The organism is Pseudoduganella sp. GW821-FHT11H04, assembly GCF_058807935.1.
The window spans coordinates 439,316-459,582 of the sequence record NZ_JBXARE010000001.1 but is presented as its reverse complement, the minus strand read 5'-3'; the positions used below and the strand labels follow the sequence as shown (position 1 = coordinate 459,582).

Here is a 20,267-nt window from a genome sequence, read left to right as displayed (position 1 = left end):
TCGATTTATGGCCGATACCACAAATCGCTGCGCCCCAGCGGCGTTTGCGGCGGCAGGCTGGGATTCGGGATACGGAAAAGACGGCGGTGCGCCAGGCCGGACCGCTTGATCAGAGGCCCTTTGTAGGTCATGAACAGAGCCTGCAGCGATCCATCGTGAATCATGATTTCCAGCCCCGCCTCCAGCCGTTGCGCCAGCGCCTCACCTTCCGCATCGCGGCGCGTGAAGAAATAGCGCGCCAACGGATAATACAAGGCGATATCCGGCTCCACATCGAAGCCGGCCTGCTCGTGCCGCTCATCGTATTCGCGCAAAGCCTCATCCACCGAGCGCGAAAACGCATCGAAGCGCTTCACTGCCAGCATGGAAAACAGGCCATCGTAATTATTCCCCTGCACTACTTTGAAACCAGCGGACTGCAGGATGTCGACATCGACCCAGCCCTGCCCCTGGCCCATCCTGAAACGTCGCAGCTGGTCGAGCGTGCGGACCTTGGCGAATTGCGACAAGTCGTCTTTACGTACCAGAAAAAGCCGGTATCCAATCAGGCCGCGGTCGACCGGGATGCGAATTGGCCGGAACTGCTGCTCCAGTTGTACCGAAGTGGCGCGGACAAACAGATTGATGGCACCCGGTCCGGTGGCTTCTGCCGTTACCCGCGCCGGCGACATGTACTGGCGTGACGGAAGCAGCTCGTATGGGCCAAACCTGGCCCGCGTCTTTTCCAGGGCTGTGCGCAGCACTTCCCAGTCATACAGGTACCGGCTGTCATGCTCGGACTCTGGGCGTGGATAAACGATCTGCTGCGGCAGTTTTGACGGTTTCGCAGCCGCCGGCCCCGCCGCCAGCAAGATCAGGACTAGCAGGCGAAAAATCATCCCGCAATCCTAGCAGGAAAGTACGCGATGCCTTAAGACCTTGCATAATAGATGTTTTTCAAGAGGCACCCATGCAATTACCAAACTTCACAGAAAAGTTCGCAGACAACCTGTCCCAGCTCCCGGCTGTGGACACCATCGCCGCAATTGACCTGGTCGACCAGGCAGGCAACCAGGCCGCCCGGATCGAAAACAAGCCAGGCCAGGCCGGCTCCCTGCGTGTCTACCACTGGCTGGCGCAAACCTTCGGCGCGATCACCCCGGAAGCCGCGGCCCTCGGCCAGAAAATCTACGCCGAACACACCCAGGACGCCATCGCCAACCCGGGCAAGCATCCCAACATCGACCGCCTGTTCGGCATCACTTCAACTGAACAAGCCCTACGCGTGGTCACCCAAAACTAATCTTGGCCCCGAATGCAAAAAGCCCAACCTGCGAAGGTTGGGCTTTTCTTTATTCTGGCTCCCCGACCTGGACTCGAACCAGGGACCTGCGGATTAACAGTCCGTCGCTCTACCGACTGAGCTATCAGGGAAAAGAGGCCGCATTATATCGACCCATTTGCAGTTTGCATAGTCCCCGCAAATTCTTTTTTACTTTTTCGCCATGCGGCGGTCGCAGACATCCACTTTCCAGGAATCCGGCCACTGCTCATCGATGACGTTGTCGCCCAATTCCTGCCGCAGCTTGGCGTATGTCGCGCGGTCATTGGCGCGGCAGGCATAGGATGCAAAACGGTTACGGTTGTGGACCTGGTCAGGATACCGCTGCAGCAAATCCTCGAAGCCGGCCTTCATCAATTTCCAGTCGGGATCGCCCGGGCGGCCGAAGCCAATGCCCTGCTGGCAATCGCAGTCTGCGAACCAGAACAGCCGTGCGTACATGGCACGTCCCTCGTCCTGCTGCGGCAGGTTGGCAACCCGGCGCGCAAAGCGTTCAAGCTCACCCGGTTGCCCGCCCCACAGCGGCTGCACGGAACGCGTCATCGCAAAATGGACCTGCTGCGATCCGGGGAATGCCTTGACCGCTGCAGCATAGGCGGCATCAAGCGTGGCGCGCGGCGCGCCGCTATCGATCAGGACTTCAAGTTTCATGCTGTGCCATAGCGGACAATTCCCCGCCGCCGCCTTGCTTTCCTCTAGGCGGACAGCAGCCTTGGCAAGGCGTTCGCGGAACAGCTCCCACGCTTCGGGAGGCACGGTGCTGGCATAGCCGCCACCGCGCCCATACCAGGCGAATCGCCGCCAGTACATCGTCTCTACAAGCGCCTGCGCCGCCGAATCGGGCGCCTTCTCGCGCCAGGATTGCATGACGGCCCCGTAGCGCGGCCAAGCCTTCCACGCATCAAAGAGCGTGATGAACGCAGACTGGAACACCATTAACTCAGGCTGACCATCCGGCAGCTTTGTACCGCCTGTGCACAAGTCTTGCAGGATTCTATCAAGCTCCTCATAACTCCCATCCTGCAGCATTCTCTGCAACGCAATCCCGCGCTGGGAGATGATGCGGCTCATCGAACAGCTTTTGGTCACCACGCCATCCTGGCAGGGCAAGCCGCTTGGCATATCGGGCAACGCCGAGCGTTGCTCCAAGGGGGCTGCGCTGCTGGCGAAGCTGGCGGCGCCCAACACGGTAATCGACAACAGGCGGGCGAGTACATTCATCAGACATCTCCTGGAAAAACGAGTCCCCGCATTATGCTGAATAATTCCACATGGAAATATATTAAATTGTCACGGAGCAATAAAAAAGCGGCCCGAAGGCCGCTTGGAAATGCTATCTGAACAAGGTTTAGAACGAACCCTTGAACTGCACGCCAAACTGACGTGGCTCGTTGACGAAGCCGGTCAGGTTGTTGAAGTCGATGCCGCCGGTGATGCGACGCTGGTCGGTGATATTGCGTGCGAAGGCTGCGACTTCGTACTTGCCGCCTTCCCAGTTGTAGCCCACGCGCAGGCCGCCTTCGGTCATTGCCTTGCCGGTGAATTCAACCGATTCATACAGGAAGAAGTTCACTTTCGAGCGGTACGACCAGTCGGTCACCACGAACAGGTTGCCTTCGGCCAGCGGGTAGTTGTAGCGGGCGTTCAGGTTGACGATCCACTTCGGCGCCTGTGGCAGCGGGTTGCCGTCGATGAGGGCGCGGCCGGCTGCGTTGACCGGGCTGGTCACGGTGCAGGTGCGGCAAACGTTCATGGACAGCGAAGGATCGCGGATCTCGGTGAAGTTGTACGAAACGCTGGAGCCGACCTTGAAGTCGTTGGTCACGAAGCCTTCGATTTCGGCTTCGATACCGCGGCCCTTGGTCTTGGCAGCGTTAATCAGCTTGGTGACGTTGGAGTTGCCGCCAACGACGGTCAGCTGCTGGTTCTTCACGTCGTAGTCATACACGCTCAGGGCAGCGCGTGCGCGGCGGTTCCACAGGTCGGCTTTCACGCCGGCTTCGAAGGAGGTGACGGTTTCAGCGTCAGCGATGGTGATCGGCACGGAGCTCGATGCAGCAGCGATCGAAGGTGCGCGGAAGCCGGTGGCGTAGCGGGCGTAGACACTGACGTCCTTGTCCAGCTTGTAGGTGCCGCTCAGGTCCCAATTAACCTTGTCCTTCGACTCGGATACCGACTGCGGGCCAACCAGCACGGCGTTGGTCGCTTCAAGGGTCGCGAAGTCCTTCTTGTCCTTGGTGTAGCGCAGGCCGCCGCGTACGGTGAAGGCTTCGTTCACAGCGTAGTTCACGGAACCGAACAGCGCCACGGCTTCGTTCTTCTGCTGCGAGGTCACGCGCGAGGTACGGGCGCCGGCAACGTTGAAGTTGTCCTGGCCGGCTTCTGCCTTCTCGTCGAAGTAGTACACGCCTGCTTGCCAGTTCATTGGACCAGCGTATTTGGACTCAACGCGGAACTCTTGCGAGTACTGCTTGATGCCAGGTACGAAGGATTCGGTTTCAACCTGGAACGGCACGGCTGGTGCGTCGCCTGGATTGCCGCCGTCGATGTCGCCGCGCGAGGTGTACTTGGCCACGGTCTCGTAACCGGTGATCGAGTACAGCTTGTGCGCGCCCAGGTCCCAGCTCAAACGCATATTGGCGCCGCGGGTTTTCAGCTGCTGGCCTTCCTGGCCGTTGATGGCGATCTTCTCAGAATCAAAGCCGTCGACGAAGTCGTTCGTGCCCTTCTTGATGATGTTGGCGCGGAACAGGCGCGAGCTGCCGGTGGTCGTGCGCTGGTGCACATTGAACAGGGCGTTGAAAGTACCGCTTGGCTGGTACAGCACCTGCACGCGTTCTGCGTGCTCGTTATAGCCTTCCAGCGCGTCTTTCTGGCCGGTGAAGCTGTTGTCGACGTAATCGTCGCGGTGCTGGCGCAGGGTCGATGCGCGCAGGGCCCACTCTTTCGACAGCGGCACGTTGGCGGCTGCTTCCAGGTTCACGGTGTTGTGGGAAGCGTAGGAAACGTTGTAGAAGCCTTCCACGCCGCGCAGGCTAGGCTTGGCCGATTCGAACTTGACCACGCCGGCCGGGGTGTTGCGGCCGAACAGGGTGCCTTGCGGGCCACGCAGCACTTCCACGTTGGCCAGGTCGTACATCGGGTAACCCTTGAGGATTGGGTTCTCTTGCACCACGTCGTCGTAAATCAGCGAGACAGGCTGCGAAGCGAACACGGTGAAGTCGGTGTTGCCGTAGCCGCGGATGTAGAAGCGCGGGAATACACGGCCGGTCGACGATTCAATGTTCAGCGACGGAGTCTTGCCCGCCAGGACGCGGATGTCCTGGCCAGCGGACAGCAGGATGTCCAGCTTCTCATTGTTAATCATCGAAACGGATACCGGCACTTCGCGGATATTTTCAGCGCGGCGCTGTGCGGTAACGGTAACAACTTCCAGCTGGCCGGCTGGAGCCTGGGCTGCTTCCTGAGCCAGGGCGGTCATCTGCACAGTGGCGAGGGTCACTGCCAAGTGCATTTTGGACAACTTCAACATGGTTTTCCTTGTGGGTGGATTGTTTTAGGTCCCCTATTCTCCCCACAGGCTGCGGTCTGCTGCCGCAAAAATAGCGCGCATTATATACCCACTATACGTTTGCGACACTATTCCTTGACCGTCAGTGTGCTACCGCTAGCGCCGGCATAGAACACCACAAGCTTGACCGGACCCTTGCCCACATTGCGGCCGTTATGCAGCGTGTTCACCACCTCCGCCAGTGCCTGGCCCGCAACCAGGTGCTTGACCGAACCGTCCTTCAGGTTCACATCCAGTTCACCTTCCAGGATGTAGCCGAACGATGCCACCGGATGCAAGTGCCAGCCAGTTTCCCCGCCGGGCGCGATTTCAATCATCAGGGCGGTGATTTCCGCCTGCCCACCCGGATAGGACAGCGCCGCGCCATTCCAGCTGGAAGTTGTCTGCATCAGCTTATTGACTTTGACTGCAGCGGATTGGTCCAGCGCGAAAGCAGGCTGAGCGGCAAAGATGGCGAAGGCGGCTACGACACTGGCAAAAGTTTTCATGGATGTCTCCGGTTAGTAAATGCCACATGATAGATGCAGGTCAAGGCCCGATCAAATAGGCCTCCTAGACTGGCTTGATCCCCGCTGCAAAGGGGATTCCCGAACCCGCTAGGAGACATCATGAAAAACTTTCCGCAAGAATTGAGCCACGCCTCGGGCGCCACGCTGGCGCTCGACAACACCCGCCTTCTGATTTCCCTCAAGCAGCCGAAAGAACGCAGCGCCGTCGAGCAGTTCCTGCACAGCGTGGACCTGTTCCTGGAAGATGAAACCGATGAAGGCATGGTGCCCGGTGAAAGGGTCAACCACACCAAGACCCGCTACTTCGTGCAATCGCGCCGCCCGCTCGATGATGGTCGGCTGGCGAAAATCGAAGAAGCCGGCGCCCAGCTTGGCCTTGACTGGATTGGCCCCGTGTACAGCCAGGCCGGCCAGCGCGGACGGCGCGCGCTGATGGCGCCCCTGCCCCACGTCGCCCTGATTAAACTGCGCCAGCGCGACGCAGGCTTCAAGCTGCCGGAAGGCCTGGGTACAAAAGGCGCAGCCGAACCGGCGATCCAGGAAATCGCCGAAAAATCGCGCTACCTGAACGGCCACCACTACCTCCAGATCGGCGACGTCAAGGAAATCAACGCCTTCCAGCTGCGCGAGCGCCTGGGCCGGATGACGAATAGCCCTATCGCCGATTTCCAGTTCGAGACTATGCCGCTGCTCACGCCTACCTCGGTCTCGCCCAACGACACACTATTCCCGCAGCAGTGGGACATGACACGCATCCAGGCTGGCGGTCCGGGCACCACGGGCTGGGACATCACTACCGGCACCGCCACCACCGTGATCTGCGTGCTCGATGAAGGCTGCGACCTGGCACACCCCGACCTGCGTTTTTCCGCCCCCGGCATCAACCTCGGCACCATGAGCGGCGACGGCTCACCCACCGGAAACCATGGCACCGCTTGCGCCGGCATCGTGGCTGCGACCTACAACAACGGAACCGGCGTAACCGGCGTGGCGGGCGACGCGCGCATCCTGCCGGTAGCCTTCGAATCCTGGACCGATGTCGAAGTGGCGAACGGCATCAACTACGCCTCCGCCCACGGCGCCAGCATCATCAGCATGAGCTTCGGCTTTAACGGCTGGAGCCACGCCATCATCGACCCGGCGATCCAGGCCGCCTTCAACAACGACCTGGTGATGTGCGTGGCCACGCACAACTACAACGGCCCCATCACCTACCCCGCCACCAATCCGCTCGTGATCGCAGTTGGCGCCTCGGACGAAATCGATAATCGCAAAACGCCAATGAGCCCGGACGGCGAACCCTGGGGCTCCAATTTCGGCCCGCAGATCTCGGTGGTCTCGCCCGGCGTGCACATTCCCACCACCGACATCCATGGCGCCGGCGGCTACAACGCAGGCGACTACGACCTGGTATTCAACGGCACCTCCTCCGCCACTCCGCACGTCGCCGGCCTGGCAGCCCTGATCCGCAGCGTCTACCCGGCCCTGGACAATGTGCAGGTACGCGCCCACATCGAACGCACCGCGCAGAAAGTCGGCGCGGTGGCCTACGCCGAAACCGCCGGCAAAGCCAACGGCAGCTGGAACCAGGAGATGGGCTATGGCCGCATCAACGTCTACCGCGCGCTGGACGAGGCGGACGTGATGATCAAGGACGCCCCGGCAGACAGCGGCGCCGAGCCCTTCACCGGCGGGAACTTCTGGGACTTCTCCGACATTGTGGTGCGCATCAACGACGACAACGTCTTCGTGCCCAGCGACCCGCTCAAATCGAAGAACGTGGAGCGCGGCCAGGCCAACTACATCTACGTGCGCGTCACCAACAAAGGCGCACGCACAGCCCGCAATGTCACTGTGAGCACGCGCATCACGCCCTTCGTCGGCCTGCAGTTCGTCTACCCGCCCGACTGGACGCATGTCGACGCCATGCACGTGAGCCCGACCGCCATCACCACCAGTTTTGCCAACGTGCCCGCCGGCGGCACCGTGATGGCCAAATTCCGCATCGAGGCGAGCCAGGTCGAAACCCTGTACGGCTGGGAGACCAGCCATCCGTGGCACCCCTGCCTGCTGGCGGTCGTCAAGTCGGACAACGACTATGCCTTCGCCAATGCGCCGTTGACAGGCAATCCAATCAGCGCACGCCTCAACAACCTCGCCCAGCGCAACCTGTCGGTCATCGACGTACTGGGAGGCGCCCACGCCACCTTCCCCTTCGTTTTGGCCAGCCGCTTCAACCGCGAAACGCGCATGACCCTGGTGATTGACCGCAGCCACCTGCCAAGCGCCATGCCGCTCACCCTGTCGCTGGACGAAGACGGCGCCGCCTTCCCCGCCATCGATTTCGCCAACCAGGTCGACCCGATGCCCACGCCTACCCAAGGCGAGAGCGATATGAAGAAGGATTGCGGCCTGGTCTTCTTGCAAGACACCAAGGTCATGACCCGCTTCGGCTGCTGCTGCGGCATCCTGACGCTGGGCAAGGGCTCGCACTTCGACTGCATTCCGACGCGCACCCTGGGCAATGTCACTGTGGATGGGGGTGATGTGGTGCTGCGTGACGGCAAACGCTATGTCGAAATCCGGCAGCCGGTGGTCAGAGTCACCATGGAAAAAGAGGCGGCCATGATGTACCCGCTGGCCCTGCAGACGGAGATCCCGGCCGGCGCCGAAGCTGGCGCCCAGTACCCCATCAACGTGGCCCAGCTGGATGCACAGGGCATACCGGTGGGCGGCGCCTCCATGGTCTACCACGTCGCCTAACGCGGTTTCGCGCCGCCCCAGCCCGGTTTCGTCGCACCGCGGTGGCGCCTGGGGCGCCTGCTCCGTAGTCTTGCAGCATCAACAACGACTACGGAGCACACCATGAAACAAACCATCCTCACCCTGGCCATCGCCATCGCATTCGGCAGCGCACTGGCTGCACCAGCCGTCGACAACGCAGCCTTCACCACCGCCCGCCAGCAATTCCAGGCCGCCTCCGGTGGCGATGCCTCGGCCCGCGACGCTGCCATCGAAGCTTTCGAAAAACTCAGCGCCAGCCAGCCCGGCAACCCCGTCTACCTGGCCTACCAGGGCGCAGGCATCGCCATGCGCGGCCGTGACGCCATGATGCCCTGGGAGAAAATGAAGTACGCCGAAAAAGGGGCGGACATGGTGCAGAAGGCCGTCACCCTGCTGGCGCCCGAGCATGACAGCCTGATGGTCGATGGCGCCCCGGCCAGCATCCTCACCCGCATGGTCGCCTCCAACACCCTGCTCGCCCTCCCCGAATTCATGCACCGCCGCGCCGACGGCAAGCGCGCACTGCAAGCGGCAGTGGATTCGCCGGTGCTGGCCCAGGCGCCGGCCCCGCTGCGCGCCAGCGTATTCTCGGCAGCAGCCCGCGTAGCCGGCGAAGAAAAACGCAACGCCGACGAAATCGGCTACCTGCAGCAAGTCGTCGCCACCCAGGCCAACACTCCGCACGTCGCCAAGGCCGCCGCCCGCCTGAAGGAGTTGGGCCAATGAACGCCGGCGAACCACTGCTGTCGCTGCACGGCGCCAGCAAGTCCTACACGCTGGGCAGCAACAAGATCCACGCCTTGCAATCGGTAGACCTGGCCCTGGCGCGCGGCGAAATCGCCGCCGTCACTGGCCCTTCCGGCAGCGGAAAGAGCACCCTGCTCAACCTGTGCGGCCTGCTGGACCAGGCCGACGGCGGCGAACTGCTGTTCGACGGCGAACCACTGCCCGCCAAGGACGAAGCGCGCCGCACGCAGTTGCGCCGCCAGGCCATCGGCTTCGTATTCCAGGGCTTCAACCTGGTGCCGGTGATGACGGCTCACGACAATATCGACTACCCGCTCTACCTGCTCGGCATAGGCGCCGCCGAGCGCCGCCAGCGGGTGCAGGAAGCGCTGCAGCGCGTCGGGCTGGCGGGACTGGGCGACCACAAGCCGGACCAGCTCTCCGGCGGCCAGCGCCAGCGCGTCGCCATTGCACGCGCCATCGTCAAGCGCCCTCGCCTCGTCATCGCCGACGAACCCACCGCCAACCTGGACGCGCATACCGCCTCGCAAATCATCAGCCTGATGCGCGCCCTGGCCCACAACGACGGCACCACCTTCCTGGTCGCCACCCACGACGACCGCATGCTGCCGCATTGCGACCGCGCGCTGATGCTTGACGACGGCGTATTAAAAGGAGCCTCCCATGCGCATTGATTTGAAATGGCTGTCGCTGGCCTGCCGCAACACCATGCGCAACCGCCGGCGCTCACTGGTCACGCTGGCCATTGCCGCCACGGGCACCGCCGCCGCCTTGCTGGGCGGCGGCTTCGCCTTGCACACCTATGAGTCGCTGGCCCAGGCCAGTGCGCGCGACACCGGCCATCTGGTGCTGGCCGCGCTGGGCCAGTTCGACGGCAACGACAATATGCCCCTGGAACACGGCCTGGCCGGCCGCGATGCGCTGACACGGGAATTGCTGGCCGACCCGCGCGTCACGCGGGTGCTGCCGCGGCTGCAGTTCTCCGGCCTGATCAGCAATGGCGACAAAAGCGAAATCTTCCTCGGCACCGGAGTCGATGCGCGCCAGGAGTTCCTGGTCAAGGGCCCTTTCATGAAGGTCGAAGAAGGCACATTGCTGGACGCCGAGGGCCCCGCAGCAAGCGCCGTGCCTTCCGGCCTTGGCATCGTCCTTGGCGAAGGTCTTGCGCACATCCTGAACGTCCACCCTGGCAGCTCGCTCACGCTGATGTCCACCACCACGACTGGCAGCCTGAACGCGATCGACGTCACGGTGACCGGCATCGTCAGCAGCGGCATCGCCGACATCGACAAGCGCCTTGCCATGGTTGAACTCACGACCGCGCAGCAGTTGCTGGTGTCCGACAAAGTCAGCTACCTGAGCGTCTACCTGGATGAACTGGAACACAGCGAGGCCGTAGCCGCGGGCTGGAAAACCAAGTACGCAAGCAAGCTGGAAGTGCGCACCTGGCTCGACCAGGCTCTCTTCTACCAAAGCGTGAAAGGCCTGTACGACCGCATCTTCGGCTTCCTCGGCCTGATCGTGCTGGTGATCGTGCTGTTCGCCATCAGCAATACCCTGTCGATGGCCGTCCTCGAACGCACCCGCGAAATCGGCACGCTGCGCGCCATGGGCACCACGCCCGGCGAAGTCACGCGCCTGTTCACGCTCGAAGGCTTCGTGCTCGGTGGCGGCGGTGCGCTGCTTGGCATGGTCCTGGCAGGCGGCGTGGCAATGGCCCTGCTGGTGTTCGGCATCCAGATGCCGCCTCCACCGGGGCGCACCAGCGGCTATCCGCTCGTGGTGGCCGTCTCGCCAGCCATGTACGCCTGCGCTGCTCTCGCCGTTACCCTTCTCGCCGCCCTGGCCTCGCTGTTCGTCAGTCGCAAGGCAGCCAATCAATCCGTTGTGGAGGCACTCTCCCATGTTTAAAACTCTGATCGCCGCCGCACTCGCGGTGGCATGCCGCAGCGCCGCAGCCCAGGAAGTCGACGCCATCTTGCGCAAAGCCGATTTGCATCGCCTGCCCAATGCATCCGCCCAGGTGGACACCCTGGTGCAAACCTTCAAGGACGGCAAGCAGGATAAGGAGAAGCGCTACCAGGTCCTGGTGCGCGCTGGCGGCAAGTCGCTGATCCTGTTCCGTTCCCCCGGCGAAGCGGGACAGAAAGTGCTGATGTCCGGCGACGACTTCTGGCTGCAGCTGCCGGGCAGCGCACGCCCGATCCGCATCACGCCTTTGCAAAAACTGCTGGGCGATGCCTCCACCGGCGATATCGCCACCATGACCTGGTCCGGCGACTACCACGGCAGCGTGGCGCGCGAAGTCGATATCGACGGCGTGCACTGCCTCGAGCTGGAACTGGCCGCCACGCGCAAGACCCTGAGCTACCAGCGCGTTGTGCTGCATGTCGCCAAAGCCGATTACCGGCCCGTGCATGCCGACCTGTACGCCACCTCCAACAAACGGCTCAAGCAAGCGCGCTATAGCCAGGACCGCATGGTGCTGGTGGACGAAATCGCCACCGGCCGCGAAACCGTCGTCACGATCACCGCCAGCAAGCCGCGCCAGTTCGGCGACGAGCTGTTCAACCCGATGTACCTGGGCCGCTCCGATGCCGCACCATAAGAGGCTCACCGCCGCTATGATGCTCGCACTGTCGGCAGCGGCGGCGCCGGGCGCGGCGCTGGCCGACGACCTGATTGCCAACGTCCGCGCGCAATTCGGTACCCAGTCCCTGCAAGCCGGCGAGCTGCGCTGGCATGACGGCCCATTGCGCAGCGTGCTGACTGCAACTCGCGTCGATGGCCACCACGCTCGCCTGCGCCTGAATGAACTCACATATGACGGTGCAGTGGCTGGCGGCTTCTTCACCGCAGGAAAAAAGGTCATGAGCTGGGATGTAGGCTATGCCTTCCGCCCGCTCGACGTCGTGCAGCGCGAAGACCGCCGCGCCCTGAATCCCCTGGCGCTCGAAGGCATCCCCATGCTCGCCTGGGAACACTTCACCGCCGACAGCGCCACAACAATCGTCTGGGCCAACCCAGCCCGCGGCCAGGCAAGTAGCCCCAGCGCGCAACGCGACGACGAGGCCATCGCCATCCGCCAATACCGCCAGCGCGGCGCGCGCGACGAATACACCGTGCTGCGCTTCTCGCGCCGCAACGGCATCGAAGCCGGCGCCTCGTTCTCGCAAGTAGCCAGCGACGGCATCGAACTGCACGCGTCAATACTCTGGCAGCAGCGCCCCGTCCACGGCGGCAAAGCACTGGCAGGCTTCACCTGGACCACGGAAAGCAAGTTCTCGTTAATGGGTGAAGCCTGGACCGACCGCAGCGCTATGCCGGGCCAGCGGCACAACCGCTTCCTGCGCGCCTCGCAATACTTCGATGACGTGGAAATTTCCGCCGACATGCTGTGGCAGCCCCGCAGCGGCCACCTGGAAGGCAGCCGCACCAGCACCGTTTCCGCCGGCTGGAAAACCGGACCCTGGGTGCTCTCCGCCAGCTATCGGCGCTTTGAAGGAACGGCCGCCCGCTACGCCCGGAACCAAGCCCTGGCCAGCATCCAGCGCGGCTTTTGAATCACATCTGACGGAACAGGTGCGCGTACAAAGGAGAAACCCGCAGTTTCTCCGAACGCCCGCGCAAGGCCAGCGACATCTTGCCGCCCTCCTCCCGCAAAGCGCTCAGCACACAAGCAGAATTGACGATGGTGCCGCGATGCACCTGCCAGAACAAATGCTCATCGAGCTGCGGCAGCAATTCCTTGAGGCTCATGCGGATCAACAACTCGCTCTCCGCCGTTACCACGTTCACATACTTATCGGCCGCCTCGAAATACACAACCTCCGACACCGGCACCATGCGCACCTGGTTGCCCACCGCCGCGCGGATCACGCTTAAACGCTGCACCGCCACCGGCACACCCAGCGCGCGCAACTGCGCCGCCAGCGCTTCCAGCCCGCCGGAAGGCTTGTCCTGCAAGCGAAGACGCAAGCGCGCCACTGTGCGCGCCAGGCGCTCATCGCTGACAGGCTTCAGCACATAATCAGCCGCCTCGCGCTCGAAAGCCTGAACCGCAAATTCATCGTAAGCAGTCACGAACACGATTTGCGGGAATGGCGCCGGCCCGGTCCAGGTATCGGCCAGTTCCTCCGCCACCTCCAGCCCGGACTTGCCCGGCATTTTGATATCGAGGAAAAGCACTTGCGGCTGCAAGTCCGCAGCCTGCGCAAACGCCTCGATGCCATTGGCGCAGGACGCCACAATGGAAAGTTCAGGCCATTGGCGCTGCAAGGCAGCCGCCAGAGTCGCGGCCAGGATTGGTTCGTCTTCAGCAATCAGCGCAGTAATCATGAGAGAAGAATTCGTGCAGTCGCGCCCTGCGGCGCTGCTTCAAGGGAAAAGGAAGCGCGCCCGCCGTACAAGGCTTGCAGGCGTTCGCGTACATTGGCCAGCCCCAGCCCGGTGCCCGGTTTACCAGGACCCGCATCGAGCCCGCGCCCGGTATCGGAAACGAGCAATTCCAGCCCGCCTTCCGCAGCGCGAGCCGACACCTGGATATGGCCGCCGGCCACGTTCGGCTCAACACCATGGGCAATCGCATTTTCAACCAGCGGTTGCAGCAGCATTGGCGGCAACTCGGTGCCGCGCAAATCCTCCGGCAAATCCAGTGCAAAGCTAAGCCGCGCGCCCATACGCACCGACATCAGCCCAAGGTAAGCATCCAGCAGAGCAAACTCCTGCGCCAGCGTCGTGCGCTCGGCACGCGCCGCGCTCAATGTCGCACGCAGGTAGACAATCAACTGGTCCAGCATGGATTGCGCACGCACAGAATCAATAGCGATCAGGCCCTGCAAATTGGCCAGGGTATTGAACAGCATATGCGGTTCGATCTGCGCCTGCAGCCTTTGCAATTGCGCTTGCAGCGCCTGGCGTTCGACCGCCTCGGCCCGCGCCTTCTCCAACGCCGCCTCGGCGCGCGCCTGCGACAGACGGTCACGGCCCGCAAAGAACAGCGTCGCCGCACCGGTCGCGAAAACAGTGAACAGCAAGGCGCTCACGCCGCGCTCACCACGCAGGTAGCGCAGGGTGTCGATCTCCATGTCCAACAGCCAGGACGCCTCTAGCATGCCAAGATAAACGCCGCCCAATACCGCCAGCGCCAGCACCGGCAAGAACTGCAGCCACCTGACTTTCTCCAGTCCCCACAGCAGGAAGCGCGCGACATCGACCAGCAACCAGGTACTGATACCGATGCACATGGAGACCAGCAAATTCGGCCCGAAATTGCGTCCGCCGCCAAACACATAGGTGATCATCAGCGCACACACGACATTGAAGGCCGCGACATACGTGCCATCGATGGCAAGGCGGCGGAATGGGAATGAGGACTTGCGGGGAGTTATCTGCATGGCAAGCATTTTCGCCCTACGGGCGCTTGCCATGCAACTATTTTGCGACGAAACCGCGCCAGGGCGGCGCGAAACCGTTTAGGCCAGTGCTTCCTTGGCCGCTTCTTCCGGCGTCAAGCCGTCATAGAACAAGTCGGTGAACCATTCGATCTGTTCTTCGATATGGTCCTGTGCTTCTTCAACCGTAGCGCCACCCTTGACCAGGAAGCCTTCCACCTCGATGCACCAATGGATCAATTCCAAGGTTTCCGGATCGAGTTCTTCTTTCTTTTTTGCCATCACAACCTCCTACTCAAAAGCGGCTGAAGCATACCCCCGGGGCAGCCATCCGTCCAGTAGCGAAAATTTTAATACACAATATGCTAACGTTAACGTATATTGTTTATACGATGAAGATCCTCCATGCATTCCGCAACACCTTTCTGGCCCTCGCCCTCGCGGCGGGCTGGCCCGCGAGTGCAAAGGATATAGCCATTATCGACCACGCTGAAAACAAAGACGATCAGCGCCGCGACTTCACCCGCATCGTCCTGCGCGCCGCGCTCGAACGCACCACGGGCGAATACGGCCCCTACCAGATCGACGAAGCGCCCGTTTTCATGGAGCGCGCGCGCCTGTTCAGCGCTTTAAAAGACGGCAAGCAGGTCAATATCGCGGCCATGCTGGCCGATACGGAATGGCAGCAGGGCCTGCCCTCCATCCCCATCCCGATTGACCTTGGCCTACAATCCTGGCGTTTGCTGTTGGCGGATAGCCACAGCCTGCCGCGCCTGCAGCAATTGGCGAAGAGCGGTCAACTGGCTCAGGCATCTGCAGGCGTCGGCGCCACCTGGGCGTTGCGCAACATCCTGGAAGAAAACAAGTACCGTATCGTGACCGGTAACAGCTACGAAGGCTTATTCCTCATGCTGCAGGCAGGACGATTCGATTACCTGCCGCGCAGCCTGGTCGATGTGTTCAATGAATATGATAAACACCGCGAAAAATACCCCGGGCTGGCGATCGAGGAAGGAGTCGTACTGCATGCGCGCATGCCCTGGCTATTTTTCTTTGCGCCACAGGAAAACAGGCTACGCCAACGCGTTTCCGCGGGACTGGAAGCAATGTTGAAAGATGGCTCGCTGGCCCAACTGATCCTGGCGCATTACCGGACCGACCTCAAACGTGCCCGCTTATGCGATCGCATTCATATCGACCTGCCCAACAGCCAGCTTGAGCCGGCGCTGCTGGCGCGGCGCGAGTTGTGGCTCGACCCTTTCGAACCGCGCCATGGGATCTGCCCACGCCATGCTAAAGCAGCGCGCGAACGCGCTCCGTAAGGCCACTAATTAGCCGCAACAGCTTTGTTGTCGTACGCGGTCAATTCCCACATATCGCGCTTGGCCACGCGGCCGTACCTATCGATGTCCACGTACTCTAGCTTGACGTAATTCTTGACGGCCGGCGCATACCAGACCGTCTCAGTCGCCTTGCTGGAACCGCGATTTCGGCCAATTTCATCATTTTGATAATAGGCCGTTACTTCAACTTTCATCGCCTCGAACTCTCCGGCCTGCACCTTGATTTTCTCCCAGCCTAGCGCCTTTCCTTCAATCTGGTAACGCCAGTGCTTACCCGCCGCCGGATTCTCCGCGGTAGTCTCACTGCTCCACACTTTGCCCGTCTCAAGCGGGAATGCGAATCGGGTGAATGCCGGCGCAAAATGAGCCTGGCCGCGGTCAAAGGGATTCATTTCGCGGCTGAAATGCTGGTGAGAGACCAGCGCTCCCGTATCCGCCCGCTTGAGGTCCGCCTCGATCCCGGCGTCGTTGACCGCCGTGACCTCCACCCGGTTCTGGTGGCCGGGCTCGTTTTTCCAGACGTCGGTGTACTGGTAGGTCCAACTATCCCCGACCGTGACCTGCGGCGCAGCGATGGGCGCGTGCTGGTCCGCCGCCGAAGCGAGGTTGTAAACAAACAGGCCTAGGACAAGCACTCGTCCGGTAATTGTGCGCATCTCCACTCTCCAGTTTTGTCAAAAATATCACACCGCAACAGGTTATCATTTTGAAAACTGAAAAGCAAAAAGCCCCACCAGGTGGGGCTTTCAAAAGCGGACTACGCTCGAATTAAGCGCGGCGGCGGGTGCGTGCCAGCGCCAGCAGGCCCAGGCCGAACAGCGCCATCGAAGCAGGCTCAGGTACTTGTACGTCGGCAGCAACGGCGCCGATATTATTCCATGCGTCGGAATCCCAGAAGAACAGGTTCAGCGCGCCGCTGGCGTTGGCGAAGCCATCAAAGCTGGTGCCGACGATGAAGAAATTGCCCACGTCCGCAGTGCCGGTACCGATCTGGCCAACCAGTTGGCCGATGTCGGCGGTAAAGCCGCTGCCATCAGGGTTGCTGACACCCATGCCCCAACCAGGAATGCCGTCAGCGTTGGTGGTGTAGTCAGCCACACCGCCGCCGAAATTCCAGGTCTGCGATGGGTCAACGGAGATCGTCAGGTGCTGGCCAGCGTCCAGGTGAATGCCGGTGTTGAGACCGGAACCGCCGAAAATGCTGTTTGCGTTCGAATCAACAGTGAACGTGTCTGCCTGGGCCAGGTTAGCCATGGCGAATGCAGCGACGAAACCAACAGTGCGAATTACGTTTTGAATTTTCATCAGGTATTACCTAGTTATATTTTTGGAATTTAGCATTACGCAAGTTCCATGCCACTTTCCCAATATTGCTAAAAGATGAAATAGATCAACAACTTATCCGTGGAGAAAAAAATATTACCTCAGCAACTGTAAAGTTTTCCGACATCAATATTGGCGGGTTTATTGACGGAGATCGCATGCGATAACGATAATGAGCGCCCTATCAAGAAAACAACAAACTCCATGCGCCAAATATTCCTTAGCGTATTACTCTGGGCGGCTGCCCTTACCCTGGCTGGTTGCGCCGGCACTGGCCCGGCCGTCGATCCTCGCAGCTCGAACTTTCCAGCGAACAATGGCCTTGCACTTGTCCGCATCGTTACCAATACTCCGACGATCAGTTCCCAATTGGGCCTCTCCAACCAGTGGGCCAATTTGTATGTCCGTGATTCAAACGGCAGCAAACACCAGTTGCAGCTGTCGCCGTCCGAGGGACGCAGAAGCACCCAGGTCTTCAGCGGCTTCCTGCCGGAGGGCAAATATGAACTCGCAGAGTTATTCTTCGCAATCAAAAGTGCAGACTTGAAGGGCCAAGGGCTCTCGTTTGAAGTGAAGGCGGGCCAGGTCACGAACCTGGGCAGCGTCATTTACCAATCCACAGGCAACAATGGCTACGCCGTGTTCCGCAGCGACAAGGATGATGGACTGACGCCTATGCTCAATGAGGAATTCCCACTGCTGAGCAAGAGTCAGTCGACCCAGCTCTCCTTCGACGGCTCCTCACTCGGCAAGGACAACGCGCTTAGCAGCACGTCCATGGGTGTGGCCAGCAACTCGCCTCTCGTGAGCGGCGTTGGCGGTGCCACCACCAGCATCATGCAGGCGATTGCCGATAACATGTCTGCGACAGAAGCGCTCGACGCATGGAAAAAGACAACCGACCCAGTAACGCGGCTCAACCTCGCTCGCGCCAGCACTTATGCCTTGAACAGCGCCCTCGAACTCCCGACCGGCGAACTCATTGCAGCCAGCAACCTCGGGCAATTGCTGATTCGTGAGCCTTCGGGCACATGGATTCGCATGAACGTTGGCGACGCACGTGAACTGATGGCAGTGCACGCACGCGACCGCCAGAACATCGTTGTTGGCGGCGAAGAAGGCGAGCTTTACATGACTGCCGACGGTGGCGCAAGCTGGAAACGCGCGCAGTTCCCAACGCGTACCGGGCTGGTGTTGAATATCCAGGAATACCGCGGCGAGTTCCTGGTATTGAGCCTGGAGAAAAACGAATTCATCGTACGGAGTACCCGCGACATCGCATCCGGATCGTGGACCGAATTGAAGCGCTTCGCGGTTGAAAACCCGTATCTTCTAACCGTCCACTCCAGCGTCCAGCACGTGGCAACGATCCATGGGAATAAGTACATTGTCGTCACTCCCGTGCGCACGGTGCAGGTCCTCGACCTGGACGCACGCACCTGGCAAACCGTTGCAACCGCGGGCTGGTATCGCGACGTCAAGGCGGTGGACAGCCAGACCTTGCTGTCCAGCGGCGGCCATCGCGTCACACCATTTACTTCGACTGACTTCGGCTCCAGCTGGAAGGAAGTACCAGGCAGCTGCGCCGGCACCTACTCGCGCGTCGTGTCCATCGACTTCACCACCGCGCTGAACGGCTACATGCTGTGCGCCGCAAACGGAATGATGGCAGGCTCTACCAGCCTGAAAAAGACCAGCGACGGCGGCGCAAGCTGGCAAACCGTCATCCCGGAAACGCCCGCGATGGCCAGCCAGATGATCGCCACCAAACAGTTCATCCTCTACGTTGACATCATCAATCGCATCTTCGTGAGCAAGGACGGCGGCGCCACCTGGTCGCCGGAACGCGTGGCAATGTAAGCCTATTGCCCAACGCAGATGATCTTGGTCGCGTACTCGTGGGCAGCGGACTTCTTCTTCGCCGCCCATGCCATCGCTTCCTGTGCTTGGGCCATCGTCATTACCGTCGCCTTGTCTTTATTCTTGATGAAGGAGACACCTTCGAACACGCCCTCTTTGCTGCGCATGACCCGCGCGAAGACCGGCGGTTTGCCTGGTTCGTTGATTTTGTTCTGCTGGACTAAATAGCGCTGGTCGTTGTTTTCCATGTGTAACTCCTGAAATGCAAAAAGCCCAACCTGGGAAGGTTGGGCTTTTCTTTGTTCTGGCTCCCCGACCTGGACTCGAACCAGGGACCTGCGGATTAACAGAACGGCGATCCTGCAAACCTATGGGCACCAAGTCGAAGAAACGTAACGGCTTTCTTGGCCACCGCTGCGGAGCCCATCAAAAGCCGACCTAATACCGAGACAGTATACCTGCTGCCGTGGCATCCCTGCCAGGAAGTTGAGTCAGGTCAAGGGCTTGTGGCTGCCGAACGCCGAACTGAAACCGAGACCTCGGCAAAACGTCAAACAAGCACGTGCCTTACATCGTCAACCCGATTTTTCAAGTCAACTAAACTCTCGTACAACACATCGTGCCCACCATCTGCGTCGTATTCATATTGCAACGCTTTAATATTATACGAATTCTCCATCGCTCGAAGTAGTGCTGGGTGCCTTCCTTCAGGCAGCACTGCATAGTGAGTATGATCCGAAGTCGCAGCAATATTCGTATTTTCCAATACCAGCTGTATATCTGGGTCCGTCATACTGCACCCGAGAAATACAACCGTATTAACTGTAAGTAAGCTATCCAGAACATTATAAAATTGCCAATGCTCCTTCTTGATCTTAAAATAATCTGACCGAGTCAAAACAAGGGCCTCAGTATTATTCATGCAACCATGCGCCTTGACAATCAGATTATCCTTAGAGCGGACATCATTTAGAATATTTCTGTCGTTATATTTCCTGACAGCATACCCTCGCCCTGCAACGAGTGCGCCGCACTGCTCCTCATACAGTTGATCATAATTGGTTGTTATTACAATCTTAGCATTGATACCTTGTATTGCAGCATGAAAGCGAGAGGCTTCAAACCTAGGAACTGCAAAAATTTTCTGAAAGAAGACACGACGATCAGCTTGGGGGACCCCATCAAAAACGACTTCGGCTGCATCAAGAAAGAGTTCCTTATCCAGAAGTTCACCGACATATTTAGCGTCTGCTTGCTTTACAAACTTCGCCACTGCATCTTCAAGAAGTTTTTTCCAAGATGGTGGCCGTTCACCTGCAGCATTAACAGAGCTAGAAGAAATTCCGGAGCCCAAAAATAAAATCGCGCGCTTCGATGCGATTTCCTCAACAAGTGATTCTGGCCAATTTATCACAA

The 20,267-nt window shown here is 60.3% G+C and carries 20 protein-coding genes and 2 tRNA genes; 9 read left to right on the top strand and 13 right to left on the bottom strand.

Translation table 11 applies throughout. The features are described from left to right. Positions 1-5 precede the first annotated feature (5 nt). Positions 6-878, bottom strand: a complete 873-nt coding sequence (locus tag AC1RTP_RS02270) for a hypothetical protein (protein ID WP_498604393.1) — start codon at positions 876-878, stop codon at positions 6-8. Positions 879-949: 71 nt separating this feature from the next. On the opposite strand from AC1RTP_RS02270, the gene AC1RTP_RS02265 reads away from it, so the two are divergent. Next, positions 950-1,282 (top strand): DUF2322 family protein, encoded by a 333-nt coding sequence (locus AC1RTP_RS02265; protein WP_498604392.1) that lies wholly within the window; start codon positions 950-952, stop codon positions 1,280-1,282. Positions 1,283-1,337: 55 nt separating this feature from the next. Here the strand turns inward: AC1RTP_RS02265 and AC1RTP_RS02260 are convergent. The 4 genes from AC1RTP_RS02260 to AC1RTP_RS02245 form a co-directional block, all read right to left on the bottom strand. Beyond that, positions 1,338-1,413: transfer RNA gene (locus AC1RTP_RS02260), tRNA-Asn, on the bottom strand. Positions 1,414-1,471: 58 nt separating this feature from the next. Further along, on the bottom strand, positions 1,472-2,542 hold the full coding sequence (locus AC1RTP_RS02255) for a DUF4034 domain-containing protein (RefSeq protein WP_498604391.1): 1,071 nt from the start codon (positions 2,540-2,542) through the stop codon (positions 1,472-1,474). 127 nt (positions 2,543-2,669) lie between these two features. Then, positions 2,670-4,853, bottom strand: a complete 2,184-nt coding sequence (locus tag AC1RTP_RS02250; RefSeq protein WP_498604390.1) for a TonB-dependent receptor — start codon at positions 4,851-4,853, stop codon at positions 2,670-2,672. Positions 4,854-4,960: 107 nt separating this feature from the next. After that, complete coding sequence (locus AC1RTP_RS02245; RefSeq protein WP_498604389.1) at positions 4,961-5,380, bottom strand: cupin domain-containing protein; 420 nt, start codon at positions 5,378-5,380, stop codon at positions 4,961-4,963. 120 nt (positions 5,381-5,500) lie between these two features. On the opposite strand from AC1RTP_RS02245, the gene AC1RTP_RS02240 reads away from it, so the two are divergent. The 6 genes from AC1RTP_RS02240 (at position 5,501) to AC1RTP_RS02215 (ending at position 12,495) form a co-directional block, all read left to right on the top strand. Then, positions 5,501-8,164, top strand: a complete 2,664-nt coding sequence (locus AC1RTP_RS02240; protein WP_498604388.1) for a S8 family serine peptidase — start codon at positions 5,501-5,503, stop codon at positions 8,162-8,164. Between the two features lie 102 nt (positions 8,165-8,266). Beyond that, on the top strand, positions 8,267-8,911 hold the full coding sequence (locus tag AC1RTP_RS02235; RefSeq protein WP_498604387.1) for a hypothetical protein: 645 nt from the start codon (positions 8,267-8,269) through the stop codon (positions 8,909-8,911). Beyond that, positions 8,908-9,606, top strand: coding sequence for an ABC transporter ATP-binding protein (locus AC1RTP_RS02230; RefSeq protein ID WP_498604386.1), 699 nt, complete (start codon positions 8,908-8,910; stop codon positions 9,604-9,606). The genes AC1RTP_RS02235 and AC1RTP_RS02230 overlap by 4 nt, the downstream gene beginning before the upstream one ends. Continuing rightward, positions 9,596-10,843, top strand: a complete 1,248-nt coding sequence (locus AC1RTP_RS02225; protein WP_498604385.1) for an ABC transporter permease — start codon at positions 9,596-9,598, stop codon at positions 10,841-10,843. The genes AC1RTP_RS02230 and AC1RTP_RS02225 overlap by 11 nt, the downstream gene beginning before the upstream one ends. Continuing rightward, the gene (locus AC1RTP_RS02220) at positions 10,836-11,540 is read left to right on the top strand and encodes an outer membrane lipoprotein-sorting protein (protein WP_498604384.1); all 705 of its coding nucleotides are present in this window, start codon (positions 10,836-10,838) and stop codon (positions 11,538-11,540) included. Before AC1RTP_RS02225 ends, AC1RTP_RS02220 begins: the two co-directional genes overlap by 8 nt. A 16-nt stretch (positions 11,541-11,556) precedes the next feature. Then, positions 11,557-12,495 (top strand): hypothetical protein, encoded by a 939-nt coding sequence (locus AC1RTP_RS02215; protein ID WP_498604383.1) that lies wholly within the window; start codon positions 11,557-11,559, stop codon positions 12,493-12,495. Between the two features lies 1 nt (position 12,496). Here AC1RTP_RS02215 and AC1RTP_RS02210 read toward each other — a convergent pair whose 3' ends face one another. The 3 genes from AC1RTP_RS02210 to AC1RTP_RS02200 all read right to left on the bottom strand — a co-directional run bounded on the left by AC1RTP_RS02210 (position 12,497) and on the right by AC1RTP_RS02200 (position 14,607). Then, positions 12,497-13,270: a LytR/AlgR family response regulator transcription factor gene (locus tag AC1RTP_RS02210; protein ID WP_498604382.1), complete on the bottom strand. Its 774-nt coding sequence runs from the start codon at positions 13,268-13,270 to the stop codon at positions 12,497-12,499. Next, entirely contained in the window at positions 13,267-14,328 is a 1,062-nt protein-coding gene (locus AC1RTP_RS02205) for a sensor histidine kinase (RefSeq protein ID WP_498604381.1), read from the bottom strand. Before AC1RTP_RS02205 ends, AC1RTP_RS02210 begins: the two co-directional genes overlap by 4 nt. Positions 14,329-14,406: 78 nt before the next feature. Next, positions 14,407-14,607 (bottom strand): hypothetical protein, encoded by a 201-nt coding sequence (locus AC1RTP_RS02200; protein ID WP_498604380.1) that lies wholly within the window; start codon positions 14,605-14,607, stop codon positions 14,407-14,409. A gap of 110 nt (positions 14,608-14,717) precedes the next feature. Here AC1RTP_RS02200 and AC1RTP_RS02195 point away from each other — a divergent pair, with 110 nt between their 5' ends. Beyond that, on the top strand, positions 14,718-15,647 hold the full coding sequence (locus AC1RTP_RS02195; protein WP_498604379.1) for a hypothetical protein: 930 nt from the start codon (positions 14,718-14,720) through the stop codon (positions 15,645-15,647). 5 nt (positions 15,648-15,652) lie between these two features. On the opposite strand, the gene AC1RTP_RS02190 is transcribed toward AC1RTP_RS02195, so the two are convergent. Both AC1RTP_RS02190 and AC1RTP_RS02185 read right to left on the bottom strand, forming a co-directional pair. Beyond that, complete coding sequence (locus tag AC1RTP_RS02190; protein ID WP_498604378.1) at positions 15,653-16,324, bottom strand: hypothetical protein; 672 nt, start codon at positions 16,322-16,324, stop codon at positions 15,653-15,655. Positions 16,325-16,436: 112 nt separating this feature from the next. Beyond that, on the bottom strand, positions 16,437-16,973 hold the full coding sequence (locus AC1RTP_RS02185) for a PEP-CTERM sorting domain-containing protein (RefSeq protein WP_498604377.1): 537 nt from the start codon (positions 16,971-16,973) through the stop codon (positions 16,437-16,439). 222 nt (positions 16,974-17,195) lie between these two features. On the opposite strand from AC1RTP_RS02185, the gene AC1RTP_RS02180 reads away from it, so the two are divergent. Beyond that, positions 17,196-18,851 carry a WD40/YVTN/BNR-like repeat-containing protein gene (locus AC1RTP_RS02180; protein ID WP_498604375.1) on the top strand — a complete coding sequence of 552 codons (1,656 nt, stop codon included), beginning with the start codon at positions 17,196-17,198 and terminating at the stop codon, positions 18,849-18,851. A 2-nt stretch (positions 18,852-18,853) separates the two neighbouring features. On the opposite strand, the gene AC1RTP_RS02175 is transcribed toward AC1RTP_RS02180, so the two are convergent. The 3 genes from AC1RTP_RS02175 to AC1RTP_RS02165 form a co-directional block, all read right to left on the bottom strand. After that, positions 18,854-19,099, bottom strand: coding sequence for a hypothetical protein (locus tag AC1RTP_RS02175; protein WP_498604373.1), 246 nt, complete (start codon positions 19,097-19,099; stop codon positions 18,854-18,856). 57 nt (positions 19,100-19,156) lie between these two features. Continuing rightward, positions 19,157-19,226 (bottom strand) — tRNA-Asn (locus AC1RTP_RS02170). Positions 19,227-19,401: 175 nt separating this feature from the next. Next, complete coding sequence (locus AC1RTP_RS02165; RefSeq protein WP_498604371.1) at positions 19,402-20,265, bottom strand: SIR2 family protein; 864 nt, start codon at positions 20,263-20,265, stop codon at positions 19,402-19,404. Positions 20,266-20,267: the final 2 nt, after the last annotated feature.